The sequence below is a fragment of the Corynebacterium pseudotuberculosis genome (assembly GCF_002155265.1).
Lineage (GTDB): Bacteria > Actinomycetota > Actinomycetes > Mycobacteriales > Mycobacteriaceae > Corynebacterium > Corynebacterium pseudotuberculosis.
The window spans coordinates 2191576-2217298 of the sequence record NZ_CP021251.1 but is presented as its reverse complement, the minus strand read 5'-3'; the positions used below and the strand labels follow the sequence as shown (position 1 = coordinate 2217298).

20 protein-coding genes and 2 pseudogenes are annotated in these 25723 nt (G+C 52.4%); 9 read left to right on the top strand and 13 right to left on the bottom strand.

Features of this window, described 5'->3' with window-relative positions; genetic code table 11:
- Positions 1-193 precede the first annotated feature (193 nt).
- Positions 194-1672 carry an NCS2 family permease gene (locus CpATCC19410_RS10215; RefSeq protein ID WP_013241458.1) on the top strand — a complete coding sequence of 493 codons (1479 nt, stop codon included), beginning with the start codon at positions 194-196 and terminating at the stop codon, positions 1670-1672.
- Positions 1673-1758: 86 nt separating this feature from the next.
- Positions 1759-2631, top strand: a complete 873-nt coding sequence (locus CpATCC19410_RS10210) for a TrmH family RNA methyltransferase (protein ID WP_013241459.1) — start codon at positions 1759-1761, stop codon at positions 2629-2631.
- On the opposite strand, the gene CpATCC19410_RS10205 is transcribed toward CpATCC19410_RS10210, so the two are convergent.
- From CpATCC19410_RS10205 to serC, 3 genes are all read right to left on the bottom strand, one after another.
- Complete coding sequence (locus CpATCC19410_RS10205; RefSeq protein ID WP_013241460.1) at positions 2632-3534, bottom strand: DUF6928 family protein; 903 nt, start codon at positions 3532-3534, stop codon at positions 2632-2634.
- A gap of 61 nt (positions 3535-3595) precedes the next feature.
- Entirely contained in the window at positions 3596-4681 is a 1086-nt protein-coding gene (gene sepH / locus CpATCC19410_RS10200; protein WP_013241461.1) for a septation protein SepH, read from the bottom strand.
- Between the two features lie 177 nt (positions 4682-4858).
- Positions 4859-5992 carry a phosphoserine transaminase gene (gene serC / locus CpATCC19410_RS10195; protein WP_013241462.1) on the bottom strand — a complete coding sequence of 378 codons (1134 nt, stop codon included), beginning with the start codon at positions 5990-5992 and terminating at the stop codon, positions 4859-4861.
- 668 nt (positions 5993-6660) lie between these two features.
- Between serC and CpATCC19410_RS10190 the strand changes: the two genes are divergently transcribed.
- Both CpATCC19410_RS10190 and fkpA read left to right on the top strand, forming a co-directional pair.
- A complete protein-coding gene (locus CpATCC19410_RS10190) occupies positions 6661-7956 on the top strand; it encodes a citrate synthase (RefSeq protein ID WP_013241464.1) in 1296 nt (431 codons plus the stop codon).
- Positions 7957-8138: 182 nt separating this feature from the next.
- Positions 8139-8498, top strand: a complete 360-nt coding sequence (gene fkpA, locus CpATCC19410_RS10185; RefSeq protein WP_013241465.1) for an FKBP-type peptidyl-prolyl cis-trans isomerase FkpA — start codon at positions 8139-8141, stop codon at positions 8496-8498.
- A gap of 73 nt (positions 8499-8571) precedes the next feature.
- Here fkpA and CpATCC19410_RS10180 read toward each other — a convergent pair whose 3' ends face one another.
- Both CpATCC19410_RS10180 and CpATCC19410_RS10175 read right to left on the bottom strand, forming a co-directional pair.
- Positions 8572-10077 carry a carboxyl transferase domain-containing protein gene (locus CpATCC19410_RS10180; protein ID WP_013241466.1) on the bottom strand — a complete coding sequence of 502 codons (1506 nt, stop codon included), beginning with the start codon at positions 10075-10077 and terminating at the stop codon, positions 8572-8574.
- 177 nt (positions 10078-10254) lie between these two features.
- Positions 10255-10875 (bottom strand): superoxide dismutase family protein, encoded by a 621-nt coding sequence (locus tag CpATCC19410_RS10175; protein ID WP_013241467.1) that lies wholly within the window; start codon positions 10873-10875, stop codon positions 10255-10257.
- Positions 10876-11313: 438 nt separating this feature from the next.
- On the opposite strand from CpATCC19410_RS10175, the gene CpATCC19410_RS10170 reads away from it, so the two are divergent.
- From CpATCC19410_RS10170 to CpATCC19410_RS10150, 5 genes and pseudogenes are all read left to right on the top strand, one after another.
- Positions 11314-12174 (top strand): aldo/keto reductase, encoded by an 861-nt coding sequence (locus CpATCC19410_RS10170; RefSeq protein WP_013241468.1) that lies wholly within the window; start codon positions 11314-11316, stop codon positions 12172-12174.
- A gap of 65 nt (positions 12175-12239) precedes the next feature.
- Positions 12240-12926 (top strand): enoyl-CoA hydratase-related protein, encoded by a 687-nt coding sequence (locus CpATCC19410_RS10165; protein WP_014522370.1) that lies wholly within the window; start codon positions 12240-12242, stop codon positions 12924-12926.
- A 551-nt stretch (positions 12927-13477) separates the two neighbouring features.
- A complete protein-coding gene (locus CpATCC19410_RS10160) occupies positions 13478-13819 on the top strand; it encodes a DUF485 domain-containing protein (RefSeq protein WP_014366690.1) in 342 nt (113 codons plus the stop codon).
- Between the two features lie 3 nt (positions 13820-13822).
- Positions 13823-15466 (top strand): monocarboxylic acid transporter, encoded by a 1644-nt coding sequence (locus CpATCC19410_RS10155; RefSeq protein ID WP_013241471.1) that lies wholly within the window; start codon positions 13823-13825, stop codon positions 15464-15466.
- A 146-nt stretch (positions 15467-15612) separates the two neighbouring features.
- Positions 15613-16432: pseudogene (locus tag CpATCC19410_RS10150) on the top strand (hypothetical protein).
- 42 nt (positions 16433-16474) lie between these two features.
- Here the strand turns inward: CpATCC19410_RS10150 and CpATCC19410_RS10145 are convergent.
- The 8 genes and pseudogenes from CpATCC19410_RS10145 to CpATCC19410_RS10110 all read right to left on the bottom strand — a co-directional run bounded on the left by CpATCC19410_RS10145 (position 16475) and on the right by CpATCC19410_RS10110 (position 25694).
- Positions 16475-17383, bottom strand: coding sequence for a DUF1906 domain-containing protein (locus tag CpATCC19410_RS10145; RefSeq protein WP_013241474.1), 909 nt, complete (start codon positions 17381-17383; stop codon positions 16475-16477).
- Between the two features lie 238 nt (positions 17384-17621).
- Positions 17622-18896, bottom strand: a complete 1275-nt coding sequence (locus CpATCC19410_RS10140; protein WP_014300556.1) for a cation:proton antiporter — start codon at positions 18894-18896, stop codon at positions 17622-17624.
- 86 nt (positions 18897-18982) lie between these two features.
- Positions 18983-19563, bottom strand: a pseudogene (locus CpATCC19410_RS10135) (Ltp family lipoprotein).
- Positions 19564-19914: 351 nt separating this feature from the next.
- Positions 19915-21333, bottom strand: coding sequence for an MATE family efflux transporter (locus CpATCC19410_RS10130; protein WP_013241477.1), 1419 nt, complete (start codon positions 21331-21333; stop codon positions 19915-19917).
- Positions 21324-22394 (bottom strand): cysteine synthase family protein, encoded by a 1071-nt coding sequence (locus CpATCC19410_RS10125; RefSeq protein ID WP_013241478.1) that lies wholly within the window; start codon positions 22392-22394, stop codon positions 21324-21326. The genes CpATCC19410_RS10130 and CpATCC19410_RS10125 overlap by 10 nt, the downstream gene beginning before the upstream one ends.
- A complete protein-coding gene (locus CpATCC19410_RS10120; protein ID WP_014401057.1) occupies positions 22391-23749 on the bottom strand; it encodes a type III PLP-dependent enzyme domain-containing protein in 1359 nt (452 codons plus the stop codon). Before CpATCC19410_RS10120 ends, CpATCC19410_RS10125 begins: the two co-directional genes overlap by 4 nt.
- The gene (locus CpATCC19410_RS10115; protein WP_013241480.1) at positions 23743-24729 is read right to left on the bottom strand and encodes an ornithine cyclodeaminase; all 987 of its coding nucleotides are present in this window, start codon (positions 24727-24729) and stop codon (positions 23743-23745) included. Before CpATCC19410_RS10115 ends, CpATCC19410_RS10120 begins: the two co-directional genes overlap by 7 nt.
- Positions 24726-25694, bottom strand: coding sequence for a TauD/TfdA family dioxygenase (locus tag CpATCC19410_RS10110; protein WP_013241481.1), 969 nt, complete (start codon positions 25692-25694; stop codon positions 24726-24728). Before CpATCC19410_RS10110 ends, CpATCC19410_RS10115 begins: the two co-directional genes overlap by 4 nt.
- Positions 25695-25723 lie beyond the last annotated feature (29 nt).

Here is a 25723-nt window from a genome sequence, read left to right as displayed (position 1 = left end):
ACCCCTGGGCAGCGGCTTTACCGCAAATTTTATCCCTTTGGGGATGAAAGAAACGACAAAAATAACTCATTGCGGGGATGAAAACGCTGTGTGGCGGCTATTTTCGGTTTGATCGAATTGCTCCTGAGTGGGAATATCTTTTTGCGGAAGTTTTTCCGAGGTATCCCTCTTTTACACATTTGGAGCGAATCAGATGGCTTCTATGCCTATTTCTGATCAAGCAGCGCCGAAACAGACGGAGAAGTCTCGCGGCGCGTTCGATCGCTATTTCAAGATCAGTGAGCGTGGCTCAACAATTGGAACCGAAGTTCGTGCAGGCGTGGTCACGTTCTTTGCGATGGCCTACATCATCATCCTTAACCCCCTCATCCTAGGGACGAGTCCGGACTCCGAGGGAACGGTACTTGGTATTCCGCAGGTGGCCGCAGCTACTGCCTTTGTGGCCGGCGTAATGACGATTCTCTTTGGCGTTATAGCCAAGTATCCCTTTGGCATCGCAGCTGGCCTTGGCATTAACACCCTTGTCGCGGTTTCTATGGTTGCAACCGAGGGGCTGACCTGGTCAGAAGCAATGGGGCTAGTAGTCCTCGATGGTGTGATCATCGTCATCCTGGCGATTTCCGGTTTCCGCCAGGCGGTGTTCGATGCCATTCCCAAGCCAATGATCGCCGCCATGAGCGTTGGTATCGGAATGTTCATCGCGCTTATCGGGCTTGTCGACGCCGGCTTTGTACGCCGCCTTCCAGATGCCGCGCACACTACCGTCCCGGTTGGGTTGGGCACTAATGGTTCGATTGCTTCGTGGCCCACTTTTGTCTTTATCATTGGCCTGCTGATTTGTGGCTTCATGGTAATCCGCAACATTCGTGGTGGCCTTTTTATCGGCATCGTGGCAACCACGATTATCGGCATGATCGTAGAGGCCCTGACTGGTGCGGGCTCTTCCGTGAACAATCCCACCGGGGGCTGGAGCCTAGCAATCCCGATGATCCCAGAGGGATTTGGTGGAATACCAGACCTGTCTCTCATCGGTAACGTTTCTATCTTTGGGGCTTTTGCCCGAGTTGGCGTTCTGGCTGCTACCTTGCTGCTGTTTACCCTCGTGCTGGCTAACTTCTTTGATGCGATGGGTACTATGACAGCGCTGGGAAAGCAGGCACGCCTGGTCAACGACGATGGTGTACTCCCAGATATGAAGAAAGCACTGGTTGTTGAGGGCGCAGGCGCAATTATCGGCGGCGGTGCCTCGGCGTCCTCCGCGACGGTCTACGTTGACTCTGCTGCTGGCATCGCAGACGGTGCTCGTACTGGTTTGGCTAACGTGGTAACCGGCCTTCTCTTCCTACTGGCAATGTTCCTCACCCCGTTGTATGAGGTAGTGCCGATTGAAGCAGCTGCACCTGTTCTTGTTGTGGTTGGCGCGATGATGATCGGACAGGTGAGCGAGATTGACTTTACAAAGTTCAACATTGCTCTTCCTGCCTTCCTTACCATCGTCATCATGCCATTTACCTATTCGATCGCTAATGGTATCGGTGTAGGATTCATTGCCTTCACACTGATGACTCTATTTGCAGGCAAAGCCAAAGAAATCCACTGGATTATGTGGTTGGTCTCTGCGTTGTTCGTGGTGTACTTCTCCATAGACCCGATCATGTCGGCTCTTGGCTAATCGTTAGGGGATAGCTTTGTCCCTCTGAGGCTCCCGATTGCGGCATATCTCTGCCCGATCGGGAGCCTTGCTTTAACATGTAATGTGTGACTGAACAACCAACTCCACCGGCGTTTAACATCGTGCACATCGCAGACGCTGAAGACACGCGCCTGGATGATTTTCGAGACCTGAATCATTCCGATAATCGACCAGATCTTCCTGGCGGCAAAGGCCTGGTTATCGCTGAGGGGCCGCTGGTGGTTGGCAGGCTTTTACAGTCGCGTTTTCCTGTTCGGTGTCTTATTGGCTTTCCCGCCAAACTTGAGTCGTTTCTTAGCGATCCGGCGATGGCCGAGCTGGTGCGGGACATCCCCGTCTACTCCTTGGACCGGGAAACATTGGCGAGTGTGGCTGGCTTTGACATGCACCGGGGACTGCTTGCGGCGGCTGACCGCGTGGCGGGGCTATCCATTGAAGAAGCAGTGTCTACAGCGCGTACCGTTGCGATACTCGAGGGGGTAGGTGACCATGAGAATATCGGATCGATGTTCCGTAATGCTGCAGGAATGGGCGTTGACGCCATCTTGTTTGGCAATGGTTGCGCAGATCCTCTCTACCGCCGGGTAGTACGTGTTTCCATGGGGCACGTGCTTCGAACACCATTTGCGCATTTCGGCGGAAAAAGAACCACGTGGCAGCGAGAACTAGAGGGACTAAAAGCGGCTGGCTTTCACCTGGTATCCCTTACGCCGCACCCTGAGGCCGTGCACCTTGCTGATGCGCTTGTCGACGCTACCGGGCAGCCGTATGACAAAGTGGCGCTCTTGGTGGGCGCCGAAGGTCCTGGGCTAACCGAACACGCTATGCGTGCAACTGATGTGAGAGCTCGTATACCTATGGCACCTGGAACCGACTCGCTTAACCTTGCTACCTCTGCAGCGATTGCTTTCTATGAGCGTGACAGGTCGCTTAGATAATTAAGGGCGGTCGGTATGACGCAGCTTCTCAGCTAGCTTATGAGAAAATACCCGAATCTTTTTTCCCGCTGTAACGGCGAGGTTCTGGGCCACATCCTTTGATACCTCTGCGTAACGAGCCAGTTCTGCAGCGACCGTTGGCTCGGAGCCATGCTGTTCATAGTCGTCATAGTCACTCCGAGACTCTCCCAAACCGAGTTTGGAAGACGCCGTAGTGACTAAAGACTGAATGCTCTTTTTCTGATCAGAAGGATGATCCACAAGCTTCGGCTCAGGCCTTCCATCAATCGCAAAGGCCGCCACATTGATGTCAGATGCCCCTTCTACATCAAAACCGAGCCATTGTCTTTGAGCCTCGCGCACCAATTCAATTGGCCAGAAAGGCAGAGTAATTCCTCCACTGTCCTCTGCTTTTTCTCCTGCCCAATAGGGATTTTCAAAGGGCTCTGGAAGCCCTAAGTCCTCATACACTCGTTCTCTGCGGGCGGAAAAGGACCGTCGCAAGGTATCGCCAGTCCAATGTGCAAAAGCACCTAGCCCAGTTTCCTCATTGATAGCAAAGGCGTAGACATCTGCCGCGGGGATGCAAGAATGAAGCTTTGGATTAAGCTCGGATAGCCTAGTGGCGTCTGCTACACCTGTTTGGATGATCGAAAGCCCCTCAAAACCTGCAATATAAAATTCTTGTGGGGAAGCCTGAGCCGAACGATTCAAAGAAAACTGACCGATGGGAGTAATCGGCCAGCGCGGATTGAGTTGGGCTAACAGCTTTCGGCCAAACCCCCGGTCGGCTCGGGGCTGCTTTGCTATGACCGCGCCGGGGTCTGCGGTTGTGACAAACCACAACGTCACTACGGCGTCGTGACGCGGAGTTGAGGGATCTCCATAATCGGGTGCGTTCATAAGAACCGTTCCTTAACGCAAAGAAATAAACAGGGAAAGCGATAAAACGGAGTGGGAATGACTAAGAGCGAGGTCGTTTTGTATTGGTGCGTACACCAAGCAGAACATCTTCCCAATGCGGAGTTACAGCTTTGCGGCGACGTTTAGAGGGAGCCTTGGGCTGTTGGTCCGGATGCTGGAGGAATTCTTCTCCAGAAACCTCTAAGGAGTCTTGAGCGGAGACTTCTCGGTGGGGCTCTTGTACTTCTGTGACTGGGGGAAGATCATCACGCGTTTTTTCTATATCTGATTCAGCGTGTTTTTCCTTGGTTGGCTCGAAGTCTTGGGTGTTTTCAAAGACATCGACTGCACGTGGCCTTCCCACGGGGGAGATGGTCCGCACAGGTTGGATAAAATCGGGGTCGATGAGGTCTGCAGCAATCCCGTTTCGAGCGATCGCGGTGGTGGAAGACATGCTATTGCGATGATAAGACCATTCAGCGGTGAGATCGCTGACCCCAGATTTCCAGGACACCGTAGCAATCCACTGGCCGGATGCATCGCGATAGGCATCCCATTGCGTTGTGGATAGGTCAAGGCCGCGAGCCGCAAAAGCCGTGGCCAATACTTCCCATAATGTAAGACGCGCCGGTCCATCATCGCGTACGGGATGCGATTGCTTAGCCATATCCGCGATGCGTGCGCGCTCTAATAAGACTGGATGAGCGTAGGGCTCAATACGAGACTCTGTGACTCCGTTTTCCTCTGCGAGTTGGGCCACGGTTGCCCCTCCACGGATGCGGTCCTGGATTTCTCGTGGCCGCATGGCTAATGGTGTGGAGAGTCGGGGATCCATTTCCTTGGTGCGCAGTTCTCGTTGCCCGTTTGCGCCTGGAGCTATGGAAGCTACAGCATTATCAGCAGGGTGCGCTTCCTCTGATTCGCAAGGAGGCTCTACCTTATCCACTTGGGAATCTGTTTCAGCATTATCTGCAGCGCTGTCCGGGGGCGCAGGCATAGGGGAGGAGTCCTCGGAGGTTTTTCCTAGCAGAGCCGCGCGCAAGGAGTCGTCTACCACGAGGAAGTACTGATCCTCAGGGGACTCAGCGGCGTGGAAGACAAGAGATGTCTTCGTGGACTCGCTTGGTATGAGAACGAGCTCCTGCATCAGTACTCCTTTGCTGTGATGATGGACATAACCATCTTCTACTTTAACGCAGCAACGCCCCCAAAGGCCGGCGCTTGGCCGGCATGTGGGGCGAATGCTTGTGGGGATGCATAGGAAAGCTAGGGTGTTTGGGGCTGCGTGGTTAGGCTTTTCGACGCCCTCCCCGGAGAGCTGCTGCTATGAAGCAAGAGCGAGTGAGTTATCCAAGATGTAGTCGATTGCGGATGTCAAAATTCGCACGTCGGAAGTCTCGATAGCGGGGAACATACCGACCCGTAGCTGGTTGCGTCCAAGCTTACGGTATGGCTCGACGTCCAGTATCCCATGTGCGCGGAGAATCCGAGCCACTTGTGCGGCATCGATGGAATCATCAAAATCAACGGTTCCTACGACCAGAGAGCGTTTTTCTGGTGCGGCAACAAAAGGAGTTGTTTCCAGGCGGGCCTCGGCCCATTGATAAAGGACATCGGAAGAAGCCGTTGTGCGCTGCACCATGGCAGGTAAACCACCCTGGTTATTCATCCATTGAACCTGCTGCTCTAGCATGAGCAGAGTAGACACGGCAGGTGTATTGTAAGTCTGATTTTTGCGGGAATTATCCACGGCTGTTTGCAGATTTAAAAAGTCCGGGATGAATCGGTCGGAAGAATTGATCTTTTGGATACGTTCCAAAGCCGCTGGACTCATAGCCGCGAACCAGAGTCCGCCGTCGGATGCAAAGCATTTTTGAGGTGAGAAATAATAAACATCAGCGTGGTCGAGTTCTACGGGAAGTCCTCCTGCCCCTGAGGTCGCATCAATAACTACTAACTGCCCTTCAGAGCCAGTTGGGCGAACTACCGGAACCATAGCTCCCGTGGAAGTTTCATTATGTGCCCAGGCTAGGACGTCGCAGCCATCTAAGGCAACGGGGGTTGGGGCATCGCCGGGTTCTGCGGAAATAATAGTGGGGTCTTGCAGCCAGGGGGCTTTGGCTGCTGCAGTGGCAAACTTTCCAGAGAATTCACCGTATGTTAGATGTCCGGATTTGGATTGGATCAGGCCAAAGGCGGCGCAATCCCAAAAAGCAGTGGCGCCTCCGAGAGAAAGGATGATTTCATACCCATCGGGGAGGTTGAACAGTGATGCGAGTCCCTCCCTAATATTGCCCACGACGTTCTTAACCGCTGGTTGACGGTGTGAAGTTCCCATAACAGTGCGACCTTTTTCGGTGATCGCTAGGAGTTGTTCTGTGCGGACTTTTGATGGTCCGCATCCGAATCTGGGGTCACTGGGGATAAGGTCACTAGGTAATACGGGGAACTCGCTCATGCTCACGCTTTCTAAAGATTGGAAGCTGCCTTGGCATCTCACGGAATCATGTGAGTTGAATGTCACAGCTAGTCGGAATAGTACCGATAATGTGCATAAATTACTAGATCTTTTCTGTTGATAATTAGGTTTAATGATTAGCAAATTGCATCATTGCAGCCGTGTGGTGGGGTGGGGTTGAATTAGGGGGTGTATTAAGTGATTTTTGCAGCATGTTAGGGGTTGTTGTTGGGGGTGAAATGCTTCGATGTAGGGTGAGTCACAAAATTTGCTAAGCTGTGAAGTGCTCGACCGAAAAGCTGTAAAGCTAGCCAATATCTTTATTAATGAGGTAATGAATAAAATCAACTTTATATATTCAGTTGTTGGCTGATGATCGGCTGGGATGGGTGAAGTTATTTCATGAAAGAAGTGATGGAACCTAGCGCTAGATTGCTCTAACTAGGTGTGTTAAACCGCACCTATTTGGATGCTTTCCCGATGGACACTACGTGTTGAATGGGGGTAGTAATACCTTCCAGCCGTCGTATAAGGAGACACCGTGCTGATATTAAAAGTCCGAAAAGATTATAGTTTTGGGCAACGGCGTCTCGTCTTGAACGATTAATGCGGCGTCCTTCTACACCTGAATAGGCGTGTTAATTTAAGTACAAATTGAAAGGGAAGCTGTGGCTACTGACAACAAAGACAAAGCTGTACTCCACTACCCGGGTGGCGAGTATGAGATGGATCTCATTCACGCATCCGAGGGTAACGACGGCGTTGTGTTAGACAAACTGCTCTCTGAGACCGGTCTCGTTACATTCGATCCCGGTTACGTCAGCACCGGTTCGACCGAGTCGAAAATTACGTACATTGACGGCGACAACGGTATTTTGCGCCACCGCGGCTATGACATTGCGGATCTCGCGGAGAACGCGACTTTCAATGAGGTTTCTTATTTGCTCATTAAAGGCCATCTTCCTACCCTAGATGAGCTCCACAGCTTTAACTCTGAGATCCGCCACCACACCCTCCTTGATGAGGATTTCAAAGCACAATTTAATATCTTCCCACGGAATGCCCACCCAATGTCGGTTCTTGCATCGTCGGTGAATATTCTTTCTACCTATTATCAAGATCAGCTGGATCCATTGGATGAAGCTCAGCTTGATAAAGCAACGGTTCGTTTGCTGGCTAAGGTTCCGATGCTCGCGGCGTATGCATATCGTGCCTCTAAAGGCGCTCCGTACCTATACCCAGATAACTCTCTCAATGCGCGTGAGAACTTCCTGCGCATGATGTTCGGTTATCCCACAGAACCCTATGAGGTCGATCCAGTTGTGGCTAAGGCCCTGGATAAACTTCTTATCCTGCATGCGGATCATGAGCAAAACTGTTCCACATCGACAGTCCGTATGATTGGATCTGCGCAGGCAAACATGTTCGTTGCTATCGCAGGTGGCATCAACGCACTCTCTGGCCCACTCCATGGTGGCGCGAACCAAGCCGTGTTGGAAATGTTGGACGATATCGCTCAGAATCACGGCGGCGATGCGACCGACTTTATGAACCGCGTGAAGAATAAAGAAAAAGGCGTTCGCCTCATGGGCTTCGGCCATCGCGTATACAAAAACTACGATCCGCGTGCTGCGATCGTTAAAGAAACTGCACATGAGATCCTGGAGCACCTAGGCGGCGACGAGTTGCTGGATCTGGCTATGAAGCTGGAAGAGATTGCGCTTTCTGATGACTACTTTGTCTCCCGTAAGCTTTACCCCAACGTGGACTTCTACACTGGATTAATTTACCGGGCTATGGGCTTCCCAACGGACTTCTTCACCGTACTGTTTGCCATTGGTCGCCTCCCAGGCTGGATCGCTCAGTACCGTGAACAGCTGGCAACCACTACTAAGATCAACCGTCCTCGTCAGATCTACACCGGCGAGACTTTGCGCAAAGTGACGCCACGTGAACAGCGCTAAGCGACGCATAACCCGCTAGCAACAAAGGTTGCTGAGCTGCATGTTGAGGCCGAGCGCGCGAATTCCCAGTAAAGTGGAATAAACGCGCTCGGTTTTCGCGTGTCTCGTCCTGTCCTCAGATGGTCGAGGCAAACGTGAAACCCGAGTCATCCCCATTCAACGATCCTAGGAGTTAGAGATCCATGGAAAAGCCCCAGATTGAGGTGCCCGAAGGTCCGGCGCCAGAGGACATTGTCATCCTTGACGTCGTCGAAGGTGATGGTCCGGAAGCGCAGCCTGGTGGACTCGTCGAGGTTCACTACGTGGGTGTGGACTTTGAAACCGGCCAAGAATTCGATTCCTCGTGGGATCGTGGTCAAAGCATCGAATTTCCGTTGTCTGGTCTGATTGCAGGCTGGCAAGAAGGAATCCCTGGGATGAAAGTGGGCGGGCGTCGTCAGCTCACCATCCCGCCAGAGGCAGCGTACGGCCCAGCGGGCGGCGGACACCCATTGTCCGGACGTACGTTGGTGTTTATGATTGACCTGCTCAACGTTGGGTAATCCCTTCTGCATAGATGCTGAAAACACAAAACCGCGCTGTTTTAAGAGACAGCGCGGTTTTGTTTATGGGGTATTAGCTGAGGGCGTCGGCAAGCTTTTCATAGTGGCGTAGGCGCTGTTCTCTTCCTACCCTCTGGGGTGCGAGTTGTAGTTCTGTGAAGGCGTCGGAGATACTACGAAGTACCCGTTCAGAGAACAAAAGAGGTTCGTCAGCTGCGTCTGGCAACTCGGGGATGATTGCGTCGACGATGCCTGTTGCTGCTAATGCGAAGGCGGAGACCCCCTGCTCTTCCATCATCGTAGGAGCATGGTCAATATCGCGATAAATAATGGCAGATGCTCCTTCGGGAGGCAGCGGGCTCAGCCAGGCATGGCTAGAAGCCAAAACTTTATCTGCAGGAAGCAGCGCTAGTGCCCCTCCACCACACCCCTGGCCCAAAATAACGGAGACCGTGGGAACATCAACGGAGACGATTTCTCCCAGCGTGCGTGCAATTGAACCGGCCATACCGGTTTCTTCAGCATGAGCACTAAGCTCGGCTCCAGGAGTATCAATGACTGAAAGTAGCGGTAATTGGAGATCGTGCGCTAGTTGAATGCCCCGCCGGGCAAATCTTAAGGCTTCTGTTCCCAGCTGAGAGTCTGCGAAAGGGGGCTGCGAGTGCCTGTCTTGCCCAACAATCACCACCGTACGCCCTTCAATTCGGGCTAACGCGACGACAACGGACGGCGAGATCCTTCCGTCGCCGCTTCCGGATAACTCAATATAATTTGCATCACCTATCGCAGAGAGCAATGCCTGAATCCCGGGGCGGTCTCTCTTACGGGTAGCTGTGATAGCTTCCCAAGCGCTGGGGATGGGGATTTCTTTGGAAATTGGGGGGTGAGAATGGCTGCTGTTAGTGGATGGGATGAGCAGTACGTTAACTATCTTATTAAGCGCTGCTCGCAGCTGCTGGGGAGAGATTACTCCATCTATAACGCCCTTAGCCGCAAGGTTTTCTCCAGATTGGATCCCTTTGGGGATCGGTGTTCCTGTGGTGAGCTCTACCACCCGGGGGCCTAGAAAACCCAAGAGAGCTTCTGGTTCGGCAAAAGTAAAATGCCCCGCGGATCCCCACGAAGCCATTACTCCGCCGGTGGTGGGGTTGCGCAAATACACCAAAAACGGAAGATGCGCATCTTTGTGGCGATAGACCGCAGTGGTGATGGACACCATAAGCGCGAAAGCCGGAGTGCCCTCCTGCATCCGTGTTCCTCCTGAAGACGGAGAAATCAGAAGAGGGAGACGCTCAGCAGTAGCACGATTGATGGCATTGATGATTCTGCGCGCGGTGGCCGCGCCGATAGAACCACCGAGAAAAGAAAATTCGCTGAGAATAACGGCGACACGATGCCCGTGGACGGTCCCTTCTCCCGTGATAACTGATTCATCTACACCAGATTTTTCACATGCGTTAGCCAGAGCCTGCTGATAACTTGCGGAAATTTTTCCATAACGTGGGGGAGTATCCCAAGAACAAAAAGAGTTGTGGTCTAAAACATCAGTAATCAACTGGTGTGCAGATGTGCGCGTCATGTGACCACGATAACGGTTTTAAAAAGGAAAGGAGACGTGAATACAGGCAAAAATTTACCGGGGGTGATAGAAGCAGCAGCGGAATGGGATTGGGTACGCGAAGGCCCGTGCACACATGAGAACGGGGAAGTCCTGTACACGGGCTTGCTGCTGGGGCAGAACGCGAGGCGAGAAGTTTTACTTCTTGGTGATCACACCACAGGCAAAGCGTGCGCCGGCATCGCCGGTCTTGAGAGTCTCCTCATCTGGGCCGTTAGGGGCGTAGCGCTGTGGGATGTTGGCGTAGTTGTCGCGGCCTTCATGAACAATCAGGGAGGTGCCATCTGCGCCAAAAAGTAGATCCTCATCAACAGCATCTGTAACTACCTCAAGATGCGCTGTGCCGTCTGCGTTAGCCAGCAGGGAAGGAAGGTCGCCTGCATGTGGGTGGTAGCCATCACCGTGTGGCTGGTTCTTACCGTGAAGGTGTCCGCCGGCAGATTTAAAGTTACCTTCGCAGACCCCCTTGTCATGAACGTGGAAGCCATGGAAGCCAGGGGTAAGACCTTTAGCATCTACTGTAATTTTGGTGCCCGCGGCGGTCTTGGAGAACTCGACCATGCCTACACCTTCGCCGGATTGATTCTTGAGCTCGGCGGTGGCAAAAGCATGTGAGTTGGATGCTGTAGAAGCCGCGGAAGTCATGGCTTTGTCTGCGGAGTCCTTTGTTGTTGTCGAGCTTGAACAAGCGCTCAGGACTGCGATGCTTGAAACTCCGACCAGTGCTACTGCAGCGCGGAGTGCCAATGTGCGAGACATGTTTTTCCTTTCGTGGAAATTACCTATTAAAGGCCTAACCAGGGTTGTGGTTAGTAAGACAGTATGCGCGTGCGCGATAGCTGTTGGATACATTGTAGCGAAAACTGAGAATTGTATATATATTACCCATTGCTTTAATGGCGCTATGTTGAAAAAGTAGGGTCTTGAACTGGGGTTTTATTGTCAAGAAAGTTTTTAAAGGCTGAGATGAATGTCAAAAAATATAGGTAAAAGCATTGGAAAGAGGGCGATCGATTAGGTCATGGTAATTGGCTCTGGATGCGCTAAAGATTGGATGGATGCTAAGCGAAGACTCGAGGTTTTCCCTAAGATCGGCTTCAAGGCAGTATTGCGACGCTAAACGGGCGGTCCTCTGGTGAGCCGCTGATTAACGTCTTTAACGTTTGAGCTTGTGCCACTCCTGAGAGGTGAATGATGATGATTGATGCACAATCCGTTCCTACCGTGACGCTCAATGATGCCACCGAGATGCCTGTTATTGGTCTCGGGACGTGGGAGTTGCGTGGCGAGGGTGCCGTCACTGCAGTGCGTACCGCAATTGATTTGGGATATCGCCATATAGATACCGCCGCGCTTTATAAAAATGAGCAGGAGGTGGGGCGAGCTATTCATGATGCGATTGCTTCCGGTGATGTGACTCGAGACGAGCTATTTATCACCACTAAGGCATGGAATGACATGCATGGCGCGGATAAGGTGCAGCGCGCATTCCAAGATTCCCTCACGAGACTTGGTCTCGACTATGTCGATTGCTATATGGTTCATTGGCCGTGTCCGCAGAAGGGGCTGTATGTGGAGACGTTTGAATCCGTGGCAAAACTGCAAGGCCTCGGACAACTGCGATCGGTGGCTGTGGCTAATTTTCACCCTGAAGTGCTTGAAGAGGTAACCCGCGAGACGGGGATTGCTCCTGCAGTGAACCAGGTTGAATTGCATCCGGGATTTTCTCAACCTGATCAACGAGAGGTTCATCGCAAGCTTGGGGTACTTACGGAGGCATGGTCACCATTGGGGCGCGGGGAATCTTTGAGTGAACCTACGGTGGTCGCGATTGCGAAGAACCATGGCAAGTCTCCCGCTCAGGTTATCCTGCGGTGGCTCGTTCAGCTGGAGTGCTCAGTTGTTCCTAAGTCTGCTCACCCCGATAGGCAGCGTGAAAATATTGATATTTTTGATTTTGAGCTCAACGAGGAGGAACTCAAGGCGCTGACTGCACTGGATGAGACTGGTGGGAGGCTGTTTCCTGATCCTCGCGAATGGCCAGGTTTAAAAGGCTAGGTATTTTTAAGTGCTCGCCAGATACGTGCTGTGAAGGTGAAAAGTCGGGAAGAGGAGAGACGGGATTGTTTGAACAAACTCGAGACGATGATGCCTCGCGGGCTTTGAAAGAGATAGAAACTGTCAAGGTATCCTCCGATGGTTTTGTGCGTCATATCGTTTTGGATAGAGATGATCGCCGGAACGCTCTTTCGGGTGATATGTGCCGAGCTATCGCACACGCCGTGACTGAAGCTTCTGCTGCGGCCGTCGATAATGCATCAGTGCGTGCGATCATGATTAGCGGAGTAGGACGAGCCTTTTGCGCAGGTGCTGATCTGGGGTCGTCTGTGCGAGAAGGTGGGGAACATTCCTCGGATGGGGCGGTGTATGGCGCCGGTTTCCATGATGCGCTCTTTGCTATGTTGCATTCGATTATTCAGGCAGAGGTGCCGATAATAGCTAATGTGCAAGGGGCTGCGGTAGGTGCTGGGATGCAGCTTGCTTTGGCGTGTGATCTCCGTGTTGTTGGAGAGTCTGCATGGTTTAAAGTCCCCGCTGTTTCTTTGGGGTTTGCGCTGGATGGATGGACTATAGGGCGTGCTCAAAAACTCTGTGGCGGTGCTTTTGCTAGGAATTTGTTGCTTGCCGGTGCATCATTGACCCCGGATGCGGCTCTGTCTAGTGGTTTTGTTGCAATCCGGGGCGACCATGCTGCAGCAGTTGCTTTTGCTCATGAAGTTGCCGGATTGGCGTCTCTTTCTGTACGGTAGCTCAAGTCGGCGCTTAACCAGGGGGAAGCTAATTACTCGCTGGATGAGCGCTCGCAATCCTTATTTTCCCAGTGTTGGTCTAGCCAGGATATGCGGGAAGCACGACAGGCGAGACTGGAGAAACGAGTTCCCCAATTTAAGGGGCGATAAAGCTGGGATAAACATTGAAATGCTGTGTAAAGACGGGCTCCTATAGTGAGCCTGTCTTTTTTGTTGCCGGAAAAATGATGGCGAATCTTGGTGAGATATGTCTTTGGGAAGGCGAAATAGCAGAGATAAAACTCGCGAAAACTTGCGGATGTGTGATTAACAAAATTTGCAAAATCCTGACTGCTTCAAATTTGGGGGTGGAACTGTGAAGGCATTACTGCAGTAAGTCTCATTAGGGGGTAGCTGCTGTGCAGTAAAAAAGAGCGGGTTCAGGAAATTCACTATCCAAATATCTTGTGACTTGGGTAACTTTTACCCATTGAGTTTGTGACCCGCCTCTCACGGGTTGGACTCTCAACGTCTGAAACCCCCGAACACTTCAGAGGAAAGGAGCATTCGAGATGAGTGCACCAACTGAGGCGCATGGCGTACGGCAGCCAACTGCTGCAGAGTTTCGCGCCATGCAAGTGAGCCCCCAGTTCAAGGAATTGAAGCGAACGTATCGTTCCTTCACCTTCCCGATGAGCATCGCGTTCTTCGTCTGGTACCTCGTATTCGTCATTGCAGCTACCTATGCTCCAGATTTTATGGGGACGAAAGTAGTTGGCTCGATAAACCTAGGAGTGGTTCTAGGAATAACGCAGTTTGTGACCACCTTTGTGATCACGTGGATTTATATCAAGTACGCAAATAAGAACATCGAGCCGCGTGCACGTGCGATTCGCGAAGAAATGGAGGGTTAAACCATGACTACCTCGTATGTAGCAGCGGAATCGTCTGCGGGAAACCCAGTCCTTAATATCGTTGTCTTCGTCGCTTTTATCGTGATTACGATGGCTGTTGTGCTGCGTGCCGGAAAAACCACAAAAGAAGCCTCCGATTTCTACACCGGTGGCGGAACATTTTCCGGAAAACAGAACGGCCTGGCTATCGCGGGCGACTATCTTTCGGCTGCCTCCTTCTTAGGCATTGTCGGGGCTATTGCACTCAGCGGTTATGACGGGTTCCTTTATTCCATTGGGTTCTTCGTTGCTTGGCTCGTCGCTTTGCTCCTGGTTGCAGAGCCACTGCGTAACGTTGGCCGGTTTACTATGGCCGATGTTCTTTCCTTCCGACTTAAGCAGAAGCCAGTTCGCGTGGCTGCGGCCTTTGGCACCTTATTTGTCTCCCTCTTCTATTTGATTGCCCAGATGGCCGGCGCTGGTGCCTTGGTCTCCGTGCTTCTTGATCTGCACAGCAAGGCAGCGCAGTCGATCGTGGTTGCCGTCGTGGGCGTTATCATGATCGTCTATGTTTTGATCGGCGGCATGAAAGGCACCACCTATGTCCAGATGATCAAGGCGGTGCTCCTTGTCGGTGGCGTGACCATCATGACGGTTCTGGTTTTTGTCATGGTAAAGGGTGGTTTCTCAAATCTCTTCGATCAGGCTGTTTCCACACACGCAGCTTCCGATTACTTGGCCAAGAAAGGTTACGACGCCTCTCAGATTCTGGAACCAGGACTGAAATATGGCGCTACTGCAACCTCCAAACTTGACTTCCTCTCATTGGGTATTGCGTTGGTCCTGGGAACCGCTGGCCTTCCGCATGTTTTGATGCGTTTTTACACGGTTCCTACCGCAACGGAGGCGCGCCGCTCAGTCACCTGGGCAATCGTCTTGATCGGCGCTTTCTACTTGATGACTCTGGTTCTCGGGTTCGGTGCAGCTGCTCTCGTTGGTCCTGACCGCATTATGTCCGCGCCGGGTACGGCTAACGCGGCAGCCCCACTCCTGGCTCTAGAACTCGCAGGTCCTGTCTTCATGGCCTTAATCTCTGCAGTTGCCTTTGCTACGGTTCTCGCCGTGGTAGCTGGCCTGGCTATCACAGCTTCTGCATCGGTGGCCCACGATATTTATGATGCGGTGCTTCGCAACGGACAGTCCACCGAGGAAGAGCAAGTGCGTGTTTCTCGCATCACTGTCATCGTTATTGGTGTCGCGGCTATCGCTCTGGGCATCCTGGCAATGCAGCAAAACGTGGCCTTCTTGGTCTCTCTTGCCTTTGCTATCGCTGCTTCGGCAAACTTGCCAACCATTCTGTACTCGCTGTACTGGAAGAAGTTCAACACCACAGGTGCCATTGCCTCGATCTACACGGGGCTCGGTGCAGCGCTGTTGCTGATTGTCTTCTCCCCAGCAGTATCGGGGTCGCCTACGTCGATGATCCCGGGTGTTGACTTTGCTTGGTTCCCGCTCACCAGCCCGGGTATCGTCTCGATCCCGCTGGCCTTCCTGGCTGGTTATATCGGAACTTTGGTGGGCAAGCCCGATAACTTTGATGACTTGCAGGCGGAGATGGAAGTTCGCTCTCTCACCGGCGTGGGCGTTGAAGCCCCAGTGGATCACTAGTCCCGAACCTAGTCGCGTCCCCGTAAACTAACGGATTTCCGTTTTAGACCTCCGTGGTGAGTCCTCACCAGAGCTTGCCGCGGTGTTCGGGGTATCTGGTGGTGTCCGGCGTTGAGTGATCAGCGTCGGACACTATTATTGTCCGCATGGATAGTGATTCGGGTGCGAGAGAGTATTGCGCGCCGTATCTACCACGGTGGAAGTATCTGCCTTTAGTTGTTTCCACGGCGGCTCTCGTGTCCCTTCCCCTCGTATCGGGGGAGGGACCTTCTGGTGATTCGGCTCTTGCCTCTCTAGGCCAGCCAAAGGCCTCAGCAGCAGGTATTCCCCGTGCTTCGCTGGTATTTGATACGGCGGAGCCATTGCAATCGCCGGGCGTTGATTGGCTGCGGGATCAAGTGACATATGTGAATGTGCGTACAGGCGAGCATCGTGGGACTGCGGCAGAAAGAACCGCACGTCCGGCGCTGAGCCTGAGCAAGCTGTAATATCGCCGACTATGTTTTTGAGCATGGATCGCGCAGAGAACGAATAAAAGCTGTGCGGATGATCCAAAAATCGGACGATGACATAGCGGACGAGCTTTTCGACGCCTATCCGGAATGCATAGATGCAACAGCCCGGAAATACGGCTTAGAGGCCACAAAAACTGTTGGGCGTTGGGGCTACTCATATACCTCAACGTATGATGTGGTTCATTTTATTGTGCAACTGCTAAGGGAGAATCCCGAGTCTAAGGTTCTTTCCGCCATGAGATCTGTTGCAAACAAAGCGAGCGACGGTACCGTGCAGGATTTTGGTACGTACACGCTCCCTGGGGTGAAAGGTACCAAACTTGGCTGGTCAAACGACGCTAAACTGCATTCCTCGGTGTCTTTTGGCTCTGATTTTGTTGTAGCGGCAGCTGTGGTGGGAACACAAAAAGACTTGACTGATCTGGTTCAACACCAATTCTTGGGAAAATAGCTAAGCGGCGACCTCGTACAAGGTCGCCGCTTCATGTCTTTCCTAGCGAGGGCTAAACATTTTGATCAAGTCCAGCGCAGCATTAATTTGCGCTTGACTTGGCGTAGGAATATTGGCAGGAAGTTGAGATGAGAGCTGCTGAAGATCGGGGAGGCCAGGTACTACAGGGGCCGGGTTTCCTGGAGATACAGGCGGTGCTGCCGGGGCTACGCCGGGGACCCACTGGCCCCAATCCGATGCGTACACGTTGTTGATGTCTACTCCAACCCCAGAGATTTTTCCTGCATACCCAGCTTTTTGGTGGATCGTAGTGCGTGGGTGGATCCGGCCATTGGAACCCCAATCATGCTGCCAGAAGAAAGAACCAAGGCGATCAGCAAGAGCCCAGTCGATGACGTTGTAGTTGCCATAGATGCCGAGGCTATATCCAGCAGCGTTAAGGGCTGTACCAAAAGCCTGCAAATATGGGCGGATCTGATGGTCGTATTGGGCGCGCGTTGGGTTATCGTCAATAGCCACATAGATGGGGCGTCCTTTAGGGCCGCCTGCAGCGATGTGGAGCGCAATAGCTTGTGGGGCGTGGACTACTGCACCGGCGGCTCCTTGCTTCCAGTCCGCAGTGGCATCCTTACCAAATTGATAAACGGACGCAGTGGCGAGTCCTAAATCAGCATTTGCCTTGGTCTCTGCAAGCGTGACCGGCTTGCCGAGCATCCAACCTTCGGTACCGGGACGACGTTGAGAGACGTATCGAACAGCTCCAATATGGCCTGCCGCTTTGATGTCGTGTGCACGGGGAACTCCGGCAGCAAAATCGATGACGGTACCCACGATTGGGCCGGGTGTAGCAGAGGCGGTAGGCGCTACGGCCAGTGCAGCAGCGCCACTCATGAGTGCAGCGGATGCCTTGAGGAACCTACGTCTGGAAATAGGAGTATCAAAATTGGGCATGCTAAATGACTTTCCTGTCTTTAAAACAGCGCGCAAGTGCTGGGGTCGATTGGAGAGATGCAGGCGGCAGCAAAACTCGGACACATGATACAAGTGAGGCTTTTGGGTGTGTTTAAACCTCATGAGGTGAATTTTGATGCTACAGGCAATAGTTTTAACTACAGTAACACCTTAGGCGATGAAGGACGAGGGGTTTTATAAATCGAGGTAGCTTTTCTCCGCTAGAAGTGGGCCCTAGCTAGGGCCGTGAGGCATCCGGGCCCTGTTGCTCTGACTCCATATAAGCTTTTGCTGGCTTAAGGTGACTCGCAAGCAGAGGAAAGAGAAGAACCGTAATAGAGCCGGCAGCTACCATGATCGATGCATTCTCATGACTCAAAATGTGGGAAGCCGTGGCGACTTCCGTAACTGCCACGATGATTGGTAGGGCAGTTGCTGCAAACAAACTCAGCTGCAATTTTTCTCTCCAGTCTTTAAGTCCTGAGCCAGTACTAAAGAACATCTCCCGGAGGAAGACTGGAAGGCCGCGCGTGATGTAGATGAGCGGGATAAGAACCAGGAGGAACCAGGGTTTTTCTGCTACCGCCGCAGGGTTGATGGACATACCCGAGCAAATGAAAAATACGGGTATAAGCAGGCTATAGCCAACAACATCTAGGCGCTGTTCTAACGCTGTTCGATACTTTTGGGGGACCATTTGTCGCAGGATAAACCCTGCTGCAAAGGCCCCAAGCACCACATCTAATTCAAAAACTGCTGCAACAGCCATCAGGATGGCCAGCATTAACAAGATGAGACGAAGGACTGTCTGGTTGGTTGACCCAGCTCCATCAACCATTGCCCGTCCCATCCACGGGAGAAATAATTTAACGGTCTTGGGGAGAATCCCTACCACTATGGCTACGAGGAAGAACGCAAACAAGACAGCGGCGGTCATCCAGGTTGAGCGAGCGGATAGCAATAAAGCCATAGCCAGAATAGGCGCAATCTCTCCGATCGCTCCGTGGATCATAAGGGAGGATCCCACAGGAGTGTTAAGCAGGTTCTGTTGCTTCATAATCGGTAGCAGCGTCCCGATCGCTGTGGAGGTAACTGCGATGGCAAGCACGATTGCTGTGGAAGAGTTATCAAAGCCCAAGATGGCAAAAGCTCCGAGAAAGCTCAACACCGCACAAATAATCCACGTGGAAAGGCCGGAGCGTCCTTCCTTTCCTCGGAGCGTTTCCGGATCAATCTCATAGCCGGCAAGAAGGAAGAGCATGCCTAGGCCGATTTCTTTGATTAATCCAACGCCTCCGGCTTCAGATGCTAGCCCCAGCACGTGGGGGCCGATGAGACATCCGAAGGCAATAAGAAGCACGACGGCGGGGATACGTTTTCCAGTGGCATAGGAAATCAGCGGGGCTACCAGTGCGGCTGCCATGATCCATACGAAGGACACAAGTGTGTCGGTCTGGTTTACTTCAGACACCAAAATAATCTCCGCAGAAGACGCGGAAGAAGCGTACAACATGAGGTAAATGGTAGAGCCACCTTGCCCAAAAGACTATTGTCTGGACAAGGTGGCTCTATACCGGGCTACTACCTCACCTACACATCTTATTGTGGAAGGTTGCTAATAGCATAATTGGCCTGCTCAGGGGTAAATTTTTCTCCGTATTCGGAGACTAATTGGTCGTAAATTGCATCAGAAGACATCGCCATAGAATCTTGATATTTTTTGCTGACTCCAGCGCGTTTTTGTTCCAATCGACTTTGATCGTGTCAATTGCATACTGCGCGGCTTCCGCGCTGAACTTTTCCCCGTACTCAGATGTTAACTGATCATAAATACCGGCCTTAGACATATGCATGAGTTTTGAATATTGTTCGGCGCTGCGCAATGCATTTTTGAATTCACGAGGGACGCTGGGAGTAGTTGCAGCGTTGGCGGGCGAAGGAGTAATTGCGGCCTTGGTTTCCTGTGGAGCCGCAGCGATGTTTTTTATGGCTTGCTGCTGAGTTGTGGGGGATACCGCAGAGATATCGGTGCTATCGCCGTCGCCCAGCATGGAAGCAATTTGAAGAACGAGAAGACAGCCTCCCACGATGGCGCCCCACTTAAAGCACCCGCCTTTCTTTTTTGCGGGGAGTTGTTGAGGGTACGGGTTATGCGTTGGCTGAGGGGTGGGCTCGGGCATCATTGCTCCTTTGAATATGAACTATGAGGGAATACATCAGACTATGAGGGGCGACAAGCACCGCAAGCACAGTATCCGCGGAAGGTATAGGTCGCGGTTTCCGCAAGATTCTGGACTGCGGTGCTTATCTGATATAGAAGATATGAAGCCCCCGTGACATTGGCTGCGCGACTTACGATGGATTGTTCGAAAAAAAGAAAAATATATGGCCTGTACCAGCTCAAATGGTAATTTTTTAGCTGAAATGTGTTGGGGTTTTAGACGTAATTTTTTGGGGTGATGGGAACAAAAAGATTGGTAGCTATCCCTGATATAAAAGGACAGCTACCAATCTTGGGTTATGGATACTTGCTAAGTACTTAATCTATTACTTTCTGGATCTTGGGTTTTCCGCAGGAAGGTGGCCCATAAAAGGAACGCTGACGTTGCTAGCCCAGTGACTAAACCCCACCAGATTCCATGGGGGCCGAGATCAAACCCATAGGCAAAGGCTAAAGCAGCGGGAAGTCCTACAACCCAATAGCCCAAGAGTGAGGCCTTGAGCCCTGTTGACGTGTCATTGATACCGCGCAAAGCACCGATAGCCAGGTTTTGTCCAGTATCTACAAACTCCATGAGCGCGCCGATCATCAGCAAAGACACGGCGAGCGCCAGCGCCTCGGGGGTCGCATCACGCATGAATGGCCGGAGTACTAGTTCGGGAGTGAAAAGGAAGAAAATCGCAGCCACAGAAACCACGACCATCATGATGGTTAGCGCTTGTAGTCCGATACGGCGGGAGAGTGGGATGTCGTGAAGCCCGTATGCACGGCTGACTAATATTGAGCTTCCGTGGGAAAAACCGATTCCGATTTGGAAAACGATGAACGTAACTTGATACACAACATTGTGAGCCGCAAGAGCATCTGCGCCGAAAGACCCCATGATGAGGGCTAAGACCGAGAACATGCCGGCTTCCGCGCCATACGTGGCTGAGACCGGAGCACCTAAACGCAGTTGAGTACGCAGCTGCGGAAGGAGTTGGGAACGGAAGGCGGTTGCGTCGCGACGCCAAAAGTCGATGGCATGGAACTCGTTAATTTCAGGATTTCTGTTGATTAAAACAAAATAGGCCGCAGCAGATGCACAGTGCACGAGCGTTGTGGATAACCCAATACCTACGAGACCAAGCTCTGGGAAAGGCCCATACCCAAAGGCAAAAACGAAGTTTAGCAAGGCGTTGACAACTACCATTGCGAGAGTAATTCCCAGTAGCGATTGTGGTTTGCCTAGGCCTACACAAAATTGCCTTGACACTTGGAACCACAAGCACGGAATAAGCCCAGGGGCTAAGGCCCACATCATGGGGATAGCGGCGTCGGTAACTTCTGACGGCTGGCCAAAGAGCGGTAGCGCGTAGCTAATCAGAACCAGAAGAATTGCACCGATGATGCCACTTGCCGTTGCCAAGAACAGCCCTGTACGTGTGAGGTTGCGGATGTCTTGCTGCAATTCACTGCTGGGGTTTTGCTCATATTGTGCATGAACTTGCGCGATACGGTTTCCCAGGGGAGTGAGAAGCCCGACTGCCATCGTGCGAATTTGGTTAAACCAGATCACGGCCAGGCCGCCACCTGCTAGTGCTGCAACACTGAGGTAGCCCATCACGATGGTATCTGTGGCGGATAACGCAATGTTGGCCAGTTGGGTTCCCGCTAACGGGAGTGAAAGCCGGAGAAGCTGTCTGTGTAAAGAGCTGAGATCTTGTGAACCAGAGCTAATTAGACGCACGTTTTTTCCTTTGACCAAGAGATACGGGTGAGTTTGAGAGGAGTGGGAGTTCTACCCTCACGCAACGTCGTTATATGCTTCCAGATTTGTTCCTCAAGGTCGGAATCGAGCAGGTTATGCGATCGCATCCACGAGTCATTGAAAACAGTATCCAAGTATTTTTCGCCGCCATCGCAGACCATAGTTACTGATGTGGAGCCAGCAGGCAATGTAGGAAGCAACTCTAGTGCGGCAACAACGGCACCACCGGCAGATCCTCCGAGTAAGAGTCCAGTGTGTTTTGCTATTGTCCGGCAAGCTGCAAAGGCAGCGATATCAGAGACCTTTGCTCCCAGATCGAGTAGATCATAGCGCACTGCAGTTCCGATAACGGCTCCCTCGGGAGTACCGGTGCCTGATTGTCGATAATCATGCGCCGGGCCACCAAAGGCGATAGAGCCTTCAGGTTCTACTCCTATTGTGTGTGGTCGATAGCCCAGCTCATTAAGGCGTTCCGTAACACCGAAGAGACTTCCACCTGTGCCTACGGCACTAATCAGGTGAGACGGGCAATGCCCCAATGTTTCTATGATTTCGTCTGCGGCTGGGTAGTAGCCTTTGGAGTTGGCCTCGTTATCGTGCTGCTTCATAAATACCCATCCGGGTTGTTGTCCCAGTTCTTCGGCATAATCCTCGCGAGCCGAGGTGGCAAGCGCATCATCACCTTCTGCAGCCACATATTCGAGCTTGGTATCCATTGCACTCATGGCATTGAGTTTGTCTTTGCAGGAGTGATTATCCACGACAGCCACAAATTCATAACCGCGCTCGACCGCAAGGATAGCCAGGCCTTGTCCAGTGTTTCCTGAGGTTGATTCTACGATCGTACCTCCAGCCTGGAGTCTGCCGTCAGCCTCTGCTGCGTCAATCATGGACTCGGCCATGCGAATTTTTGCGCTTCCTGATGGGTTAAACTGCTCGAGTTTGAGCAGCACTCGGCTTCCTGAAGGCGTGGCTACGAGCTCGAATAGCGGGGTATTTCCGATGAGCTGTGATACGCGGGTAACAACGGTGTTGGTCATGAAAAATCCTCAGTGAAGTGATGGTGTGGGGTGGTGGAAAAGACAAACTTTTTGGGAGGCTCTTTGCCATGAAACGAGGACTCGTTGGAATCCATTTGATAGCCCGCAGTATCGGGATAAACCAGGATATCGCCGGGTTGGGGGCGATCTGGGAAACGGATAAATCTTCTGCTCAGATAATCGCTATCCAAACAAGTAGACCCTGCTACAGCGGAATCAGTGGGATTACCTTGGCTTAGGATCTTGCCTGCGCGGATGAGGTATGGGTCCGGGTAATACTCTGAGTCAAACCACTGCTCAGACAAGCTAAGACTGGTGCCTTCTACAACGGTTACGTTTCCTTCAGTATTAGGGAGTTCGTGGCATGAAAGCACTGGAAAATAGCTTGCTCCGGCTGCTTGGCACAAGCTTCTCCCCGGCTCAGCCAATATCGTGATTCCATGAGAAATCGCCTTATCTTTCAGGCTCGTTGTTCCTTGAGTCAAGATGTAGCGGAGTGCTTCTGCGCCTGCGCAATTTGCGGCAAACGGATATTGATCGCCAGGAACTCTGCCGGTGACAAACATAGAAGGCGTAAGTTGCTCGGTCACGGCGTTCCATAACTCCGGAGAAATACTCGACGTGGGAAAACCACCACCGATAGATACGATGGAGGCCGAAGACCATTCTCGGAGTTTTAGCACAGCATCTGTCGCCTTATGGGCCATCCGGATGCGCTCGTCTAGGTCATAGCCATTGCAATGAAAACTCACACCAGCGATGTCTAATGGAAGATCTTGATAGCGACCAGACTCCAACGTCTGTGCCACGGCGTAACTTTGTTCGAGGCTCATGCCAAAGCGCGTATGTACACCATCCGAGCTAAGACGGAGCAGTATCCTGAGACTTTTTGTTGGCTTTATGTTGTAGATGGTCCCGGCTATAACGTCAATATCTTCGGGGCGGGAGATCGTGATAAGAGAGCCGTGATAAGAAGCCAGCCGGATGAGTTCAGCGGTAGGGGTAGGACCCGTAACCACGAGTTGTTCTCCAGGCAGTCCTGCGCATAGTGCAGCACGTAGTTCATCGGTGCTGGCAACGTCGATTCCAGCGTTGTTCCCCTGCGCGTATAAATCGGCGAGGTTCCGCGCAAAGCATCCAGCTTTGTTGGACTTCTTGCCAAATCGCAGCCCAAAGGTGATTCCCGTATCTGCGGCGGTATCAAGCCAGAGTCTCGCTGTATCCGTGAAATTTTGCGGATACAGAACGTGGAAGGGACCGCGGGCGGCATGGGCGATGCTTTCCAATGTTGATGAGTGTGCTAATTCTTCCTGCCAATGTGGGATTGGCATACGGCACAGGGGGGCAGCTACCACAGATCCACCTCCACTCCGAGGTTTTGTTCTATGGCTGCGGCTGCAAAGACAGAACCTACTGCGATGTCTGTAAGGACAAGGCCGCTGTTGTAACAGAAAGTAATGCCTGACGACGCCCGCAAGGGGGTTTGTGCCGCCAAAAGCGCGGGGAGCTCTGCAGTTACTTCCGGCATAATGCCCTGAGCATCTGCAAAATCTGTTCCGGTGAGATACATCTGCTGCTTACTTGTAGTGACAACCCGCTCTGCTTGATGGCATACGCTGGCATCGATGCCGTAGCCCACAACCACAACGGTGGCATTTTCTTTGAGATCATGTGCAGTAACCACAGCTGAGGTATCGGGCCCGGCTGCCCCAATAATAAGGTCACATTCGCATGCTATTGGTGCAGGATCGCGGACCAGATCAATGACGATCTCCCTTCCCAATCTTGCCGCTGTCTTGAGCGCAAGATCCTTTGCCTTTTCCAAACCTTCTGGGTGATTTCCAGAGAGTATGAGCCGGGACAATGCGGGAAATTCCGTGATAAGGAAGGGCGCAGCTTGCTGCCCTTGGACTCCTGAGCCGATAACTAGTGCGGTCGTGGGATTGCAACCGACTGCTTGCGCCAAAATTGCAGATACAGCAGGAGTTCTTAACGCGCCGATAGGAGCACCATCCATCATGGCGATAGGCGCACCAGTGGTGTCGTCATAAAGCGTGAGGGTGGTTGCGTACGATTTTTCGCGGTGTCCCTCTGCGTTGTGTGGCCCCCAGTGGGTAAAAGATGTTTTAAATCCCACAGTGGACAATGCTGAGCTGCGGCCTAGCATTGAATAGTTCACGCTTGTGGGAACTTTGACCGTGATCTTTTCGGGGCATTCGGCGGCTCCATGCCCCAGCTCTGTGAGAGCAGTGCGTACGGCGTTGAGAACTGATTGGGGAGCGACTGCAACATGAGAGAGGTCCGCGTTGCGGAGTATACGGAGTGAGCTGATCATAGGACCTGCCCATCGATGCAACGGATCTGTTGCCCATAGCCTGGTTCCGCTAATTCAGAGCTCAAGCGCTGGGTATCCTGTTCCATCATATTAATACGGAGCATCCAACGATCAGTGCCGTTGTAGTCTGCAGTGAAGGGAACACGACCATGCACGCAGGTGTCATTATTAATAATCACTATTTGTCCTGGTGCGATGGGCACTGAATACGTTACTGAATCGAGTGCTGCGGCGAGTTTTTCATAGGCTCGCCACCAACGCTGTGACCCAGTTGAGTGATCCGTGTAAGAGGGATCAAAGCGCAATCCTAAGCCATGCTCGCGCTCCCAGACGGCGGTCATGGATTCCGGGGCGGAGTTTTCAAAATCAGAGTAAGAATCATCGGGCAGAATCACCGCGCCGGGAGTCATGAGGACCTTACGAGAATCCGAATCTAGATGTTTCCATGCTTGATCGAGAGGGGCTAAAGTTGTCCCAACTTTTTTGGGATTACGGAGTCCAAACAATGCAAAGTGGGTAGAACGCCGGGGATGGAAAGCATCTTCGGTGTGCAGCGTGAGGGGAGTGCTACTGCTCGCGCCCACCTGTTGTGCTTCTTGTCCTTTGGTTGGCACGAGATCTGTGATGAGCCGGCCTTCTTGTTGGCCGAGCCATCCGAAGGGGCGTCCCACGACGGATGTCACTATGGCAAGCATGAATCGCCACGTGCGGACCTTGCCACGGCATTCTTTCCATGAAGCAGGGGTGGGCCCGTTGACTGCGGGGAAGGGGAGCCCAGCGATGAGGGTAGCGTGTTGACGCGGATCGGGGCAGATGACGTCTCGGAGATCGGCGAGTTCACCCTCGAGAAGTGCATCGATAGCGGCGGCAGATTCGGGATCATTAACTGATGAGACTGCTGCGAGCTCGTCAGCGGATTTAATTAATCGGTGCGATAGTGCTTCATCCATAAAGATTTTTTGCATGGAGGTGAGGCTAACCTTTTTAGAGCTAT

Bases quoted from the DNA above. Each gene is read 5' to 3' on its own strand.
- CpATCC19410_RS10140 (WP_014300556.1), bottom strand. From the start codon at position 18,896: ATGTTGTACGCTTCTTCCGCGTCTTCTGCGGAGATTATTTTGGTGTCT.
- CpATCC19410_RS10160 (WP_014366690.1), top strand. From the start codon at position 13,478: ATGAGTGCACCAACTGAGGCGCATGGCGTACGGCAGCCAACTGCTGCA.
- fkpA (WP_013241465.1), top strand. From the start codon at position 8,139: ATGGAAAAGCCCCAGATTGAGGTGCCCGAAGGTCCGGCGCCAGAGGAC.
- CpATCC19410_RS10115 (WP_013241480.1), bottom strand. From the start codon at position 24,729: ATGATCAGCTCACTCCGTATACTCCGCAACGCGGACCTCTCTCATGTT.
- CpATCC19410_RS10205 (WP_013241460.1), bottom strand. From the start codon at position 3,534: ATGAACGCACCCGATTATGGAGATCCCTCAACTCCGCGTCACGACGCC.
- CpATCC19410_RS10175 (WP_013241467.1), bottom strand. From the start codon at position 10,875: ATGTCTCGCACATTGGCACTCCGCGCTGCAGTAGCACTGGTCGGAGTT.
- CpATCC19410_RS10170 (WP_013241468.1), top strand. From the start codon at position 11,314: ATGATTGATGCACAATCCGTTCCTACCGTGACGCTCAATGATGCCACC.
- sepH (WP_013241461.1), bottom strand. From the start codon at position 4,681: ATGCAGGAGCTCGTTCTCATACCAAGCGAGTCCACGAAGACATCTCTT.
- CpATCC19410_RS10180 (WP_013241466.1), bottom strand. From the start codon at position 10,077: ATGACGCGCACATCTGCACACCAGTTGATTACTGATGTTTTAGACCAC.
- CpATCC19410_RS10145 (WP_013241474.1), bottom strand. From the start codon at position 17,383: ATGCCCAATTTTGATACTCCTATTTCCAGACGTAGGTTCCTCAAGGCA.
- CpATCC19410_RS10125 (WP_013241478.1), bottom strand. From the start codon at position 22,394: ATGACCAACACCGTTGTTACCCGCGTATCACAGCTCATCGGAAATACC.
- serC (WP_013241462.1), bottom strand. From the start codon at position 5,992: ATGAGCGAGTTCCCCGTATTACCTAGTGACCTTATCCCCAGTGACCCC.
- CpATCC19410_RS10110 (WP_013241481.1), bottom strand. From the start codon at position 25,694: ATGCAAAAAATCTTTATGGATGAAGCACTATCGCACCGATTAATTAAA.
- CpATCC19410_RS10155 (WP_013241471.1), top strand. From the start codon at position 13,823: ATGACTACCTCGTATGTAGCAGCGGAATCGTCTGCGGGAAACCCAGTC.
- CpATCC19410_RS10215 (WP_013241458.1), top strand. From the start codon at position 194: ATGGCTTCTATGCCTATTTCTGATCAAGCAGCGCCGAAACAGACGGAG.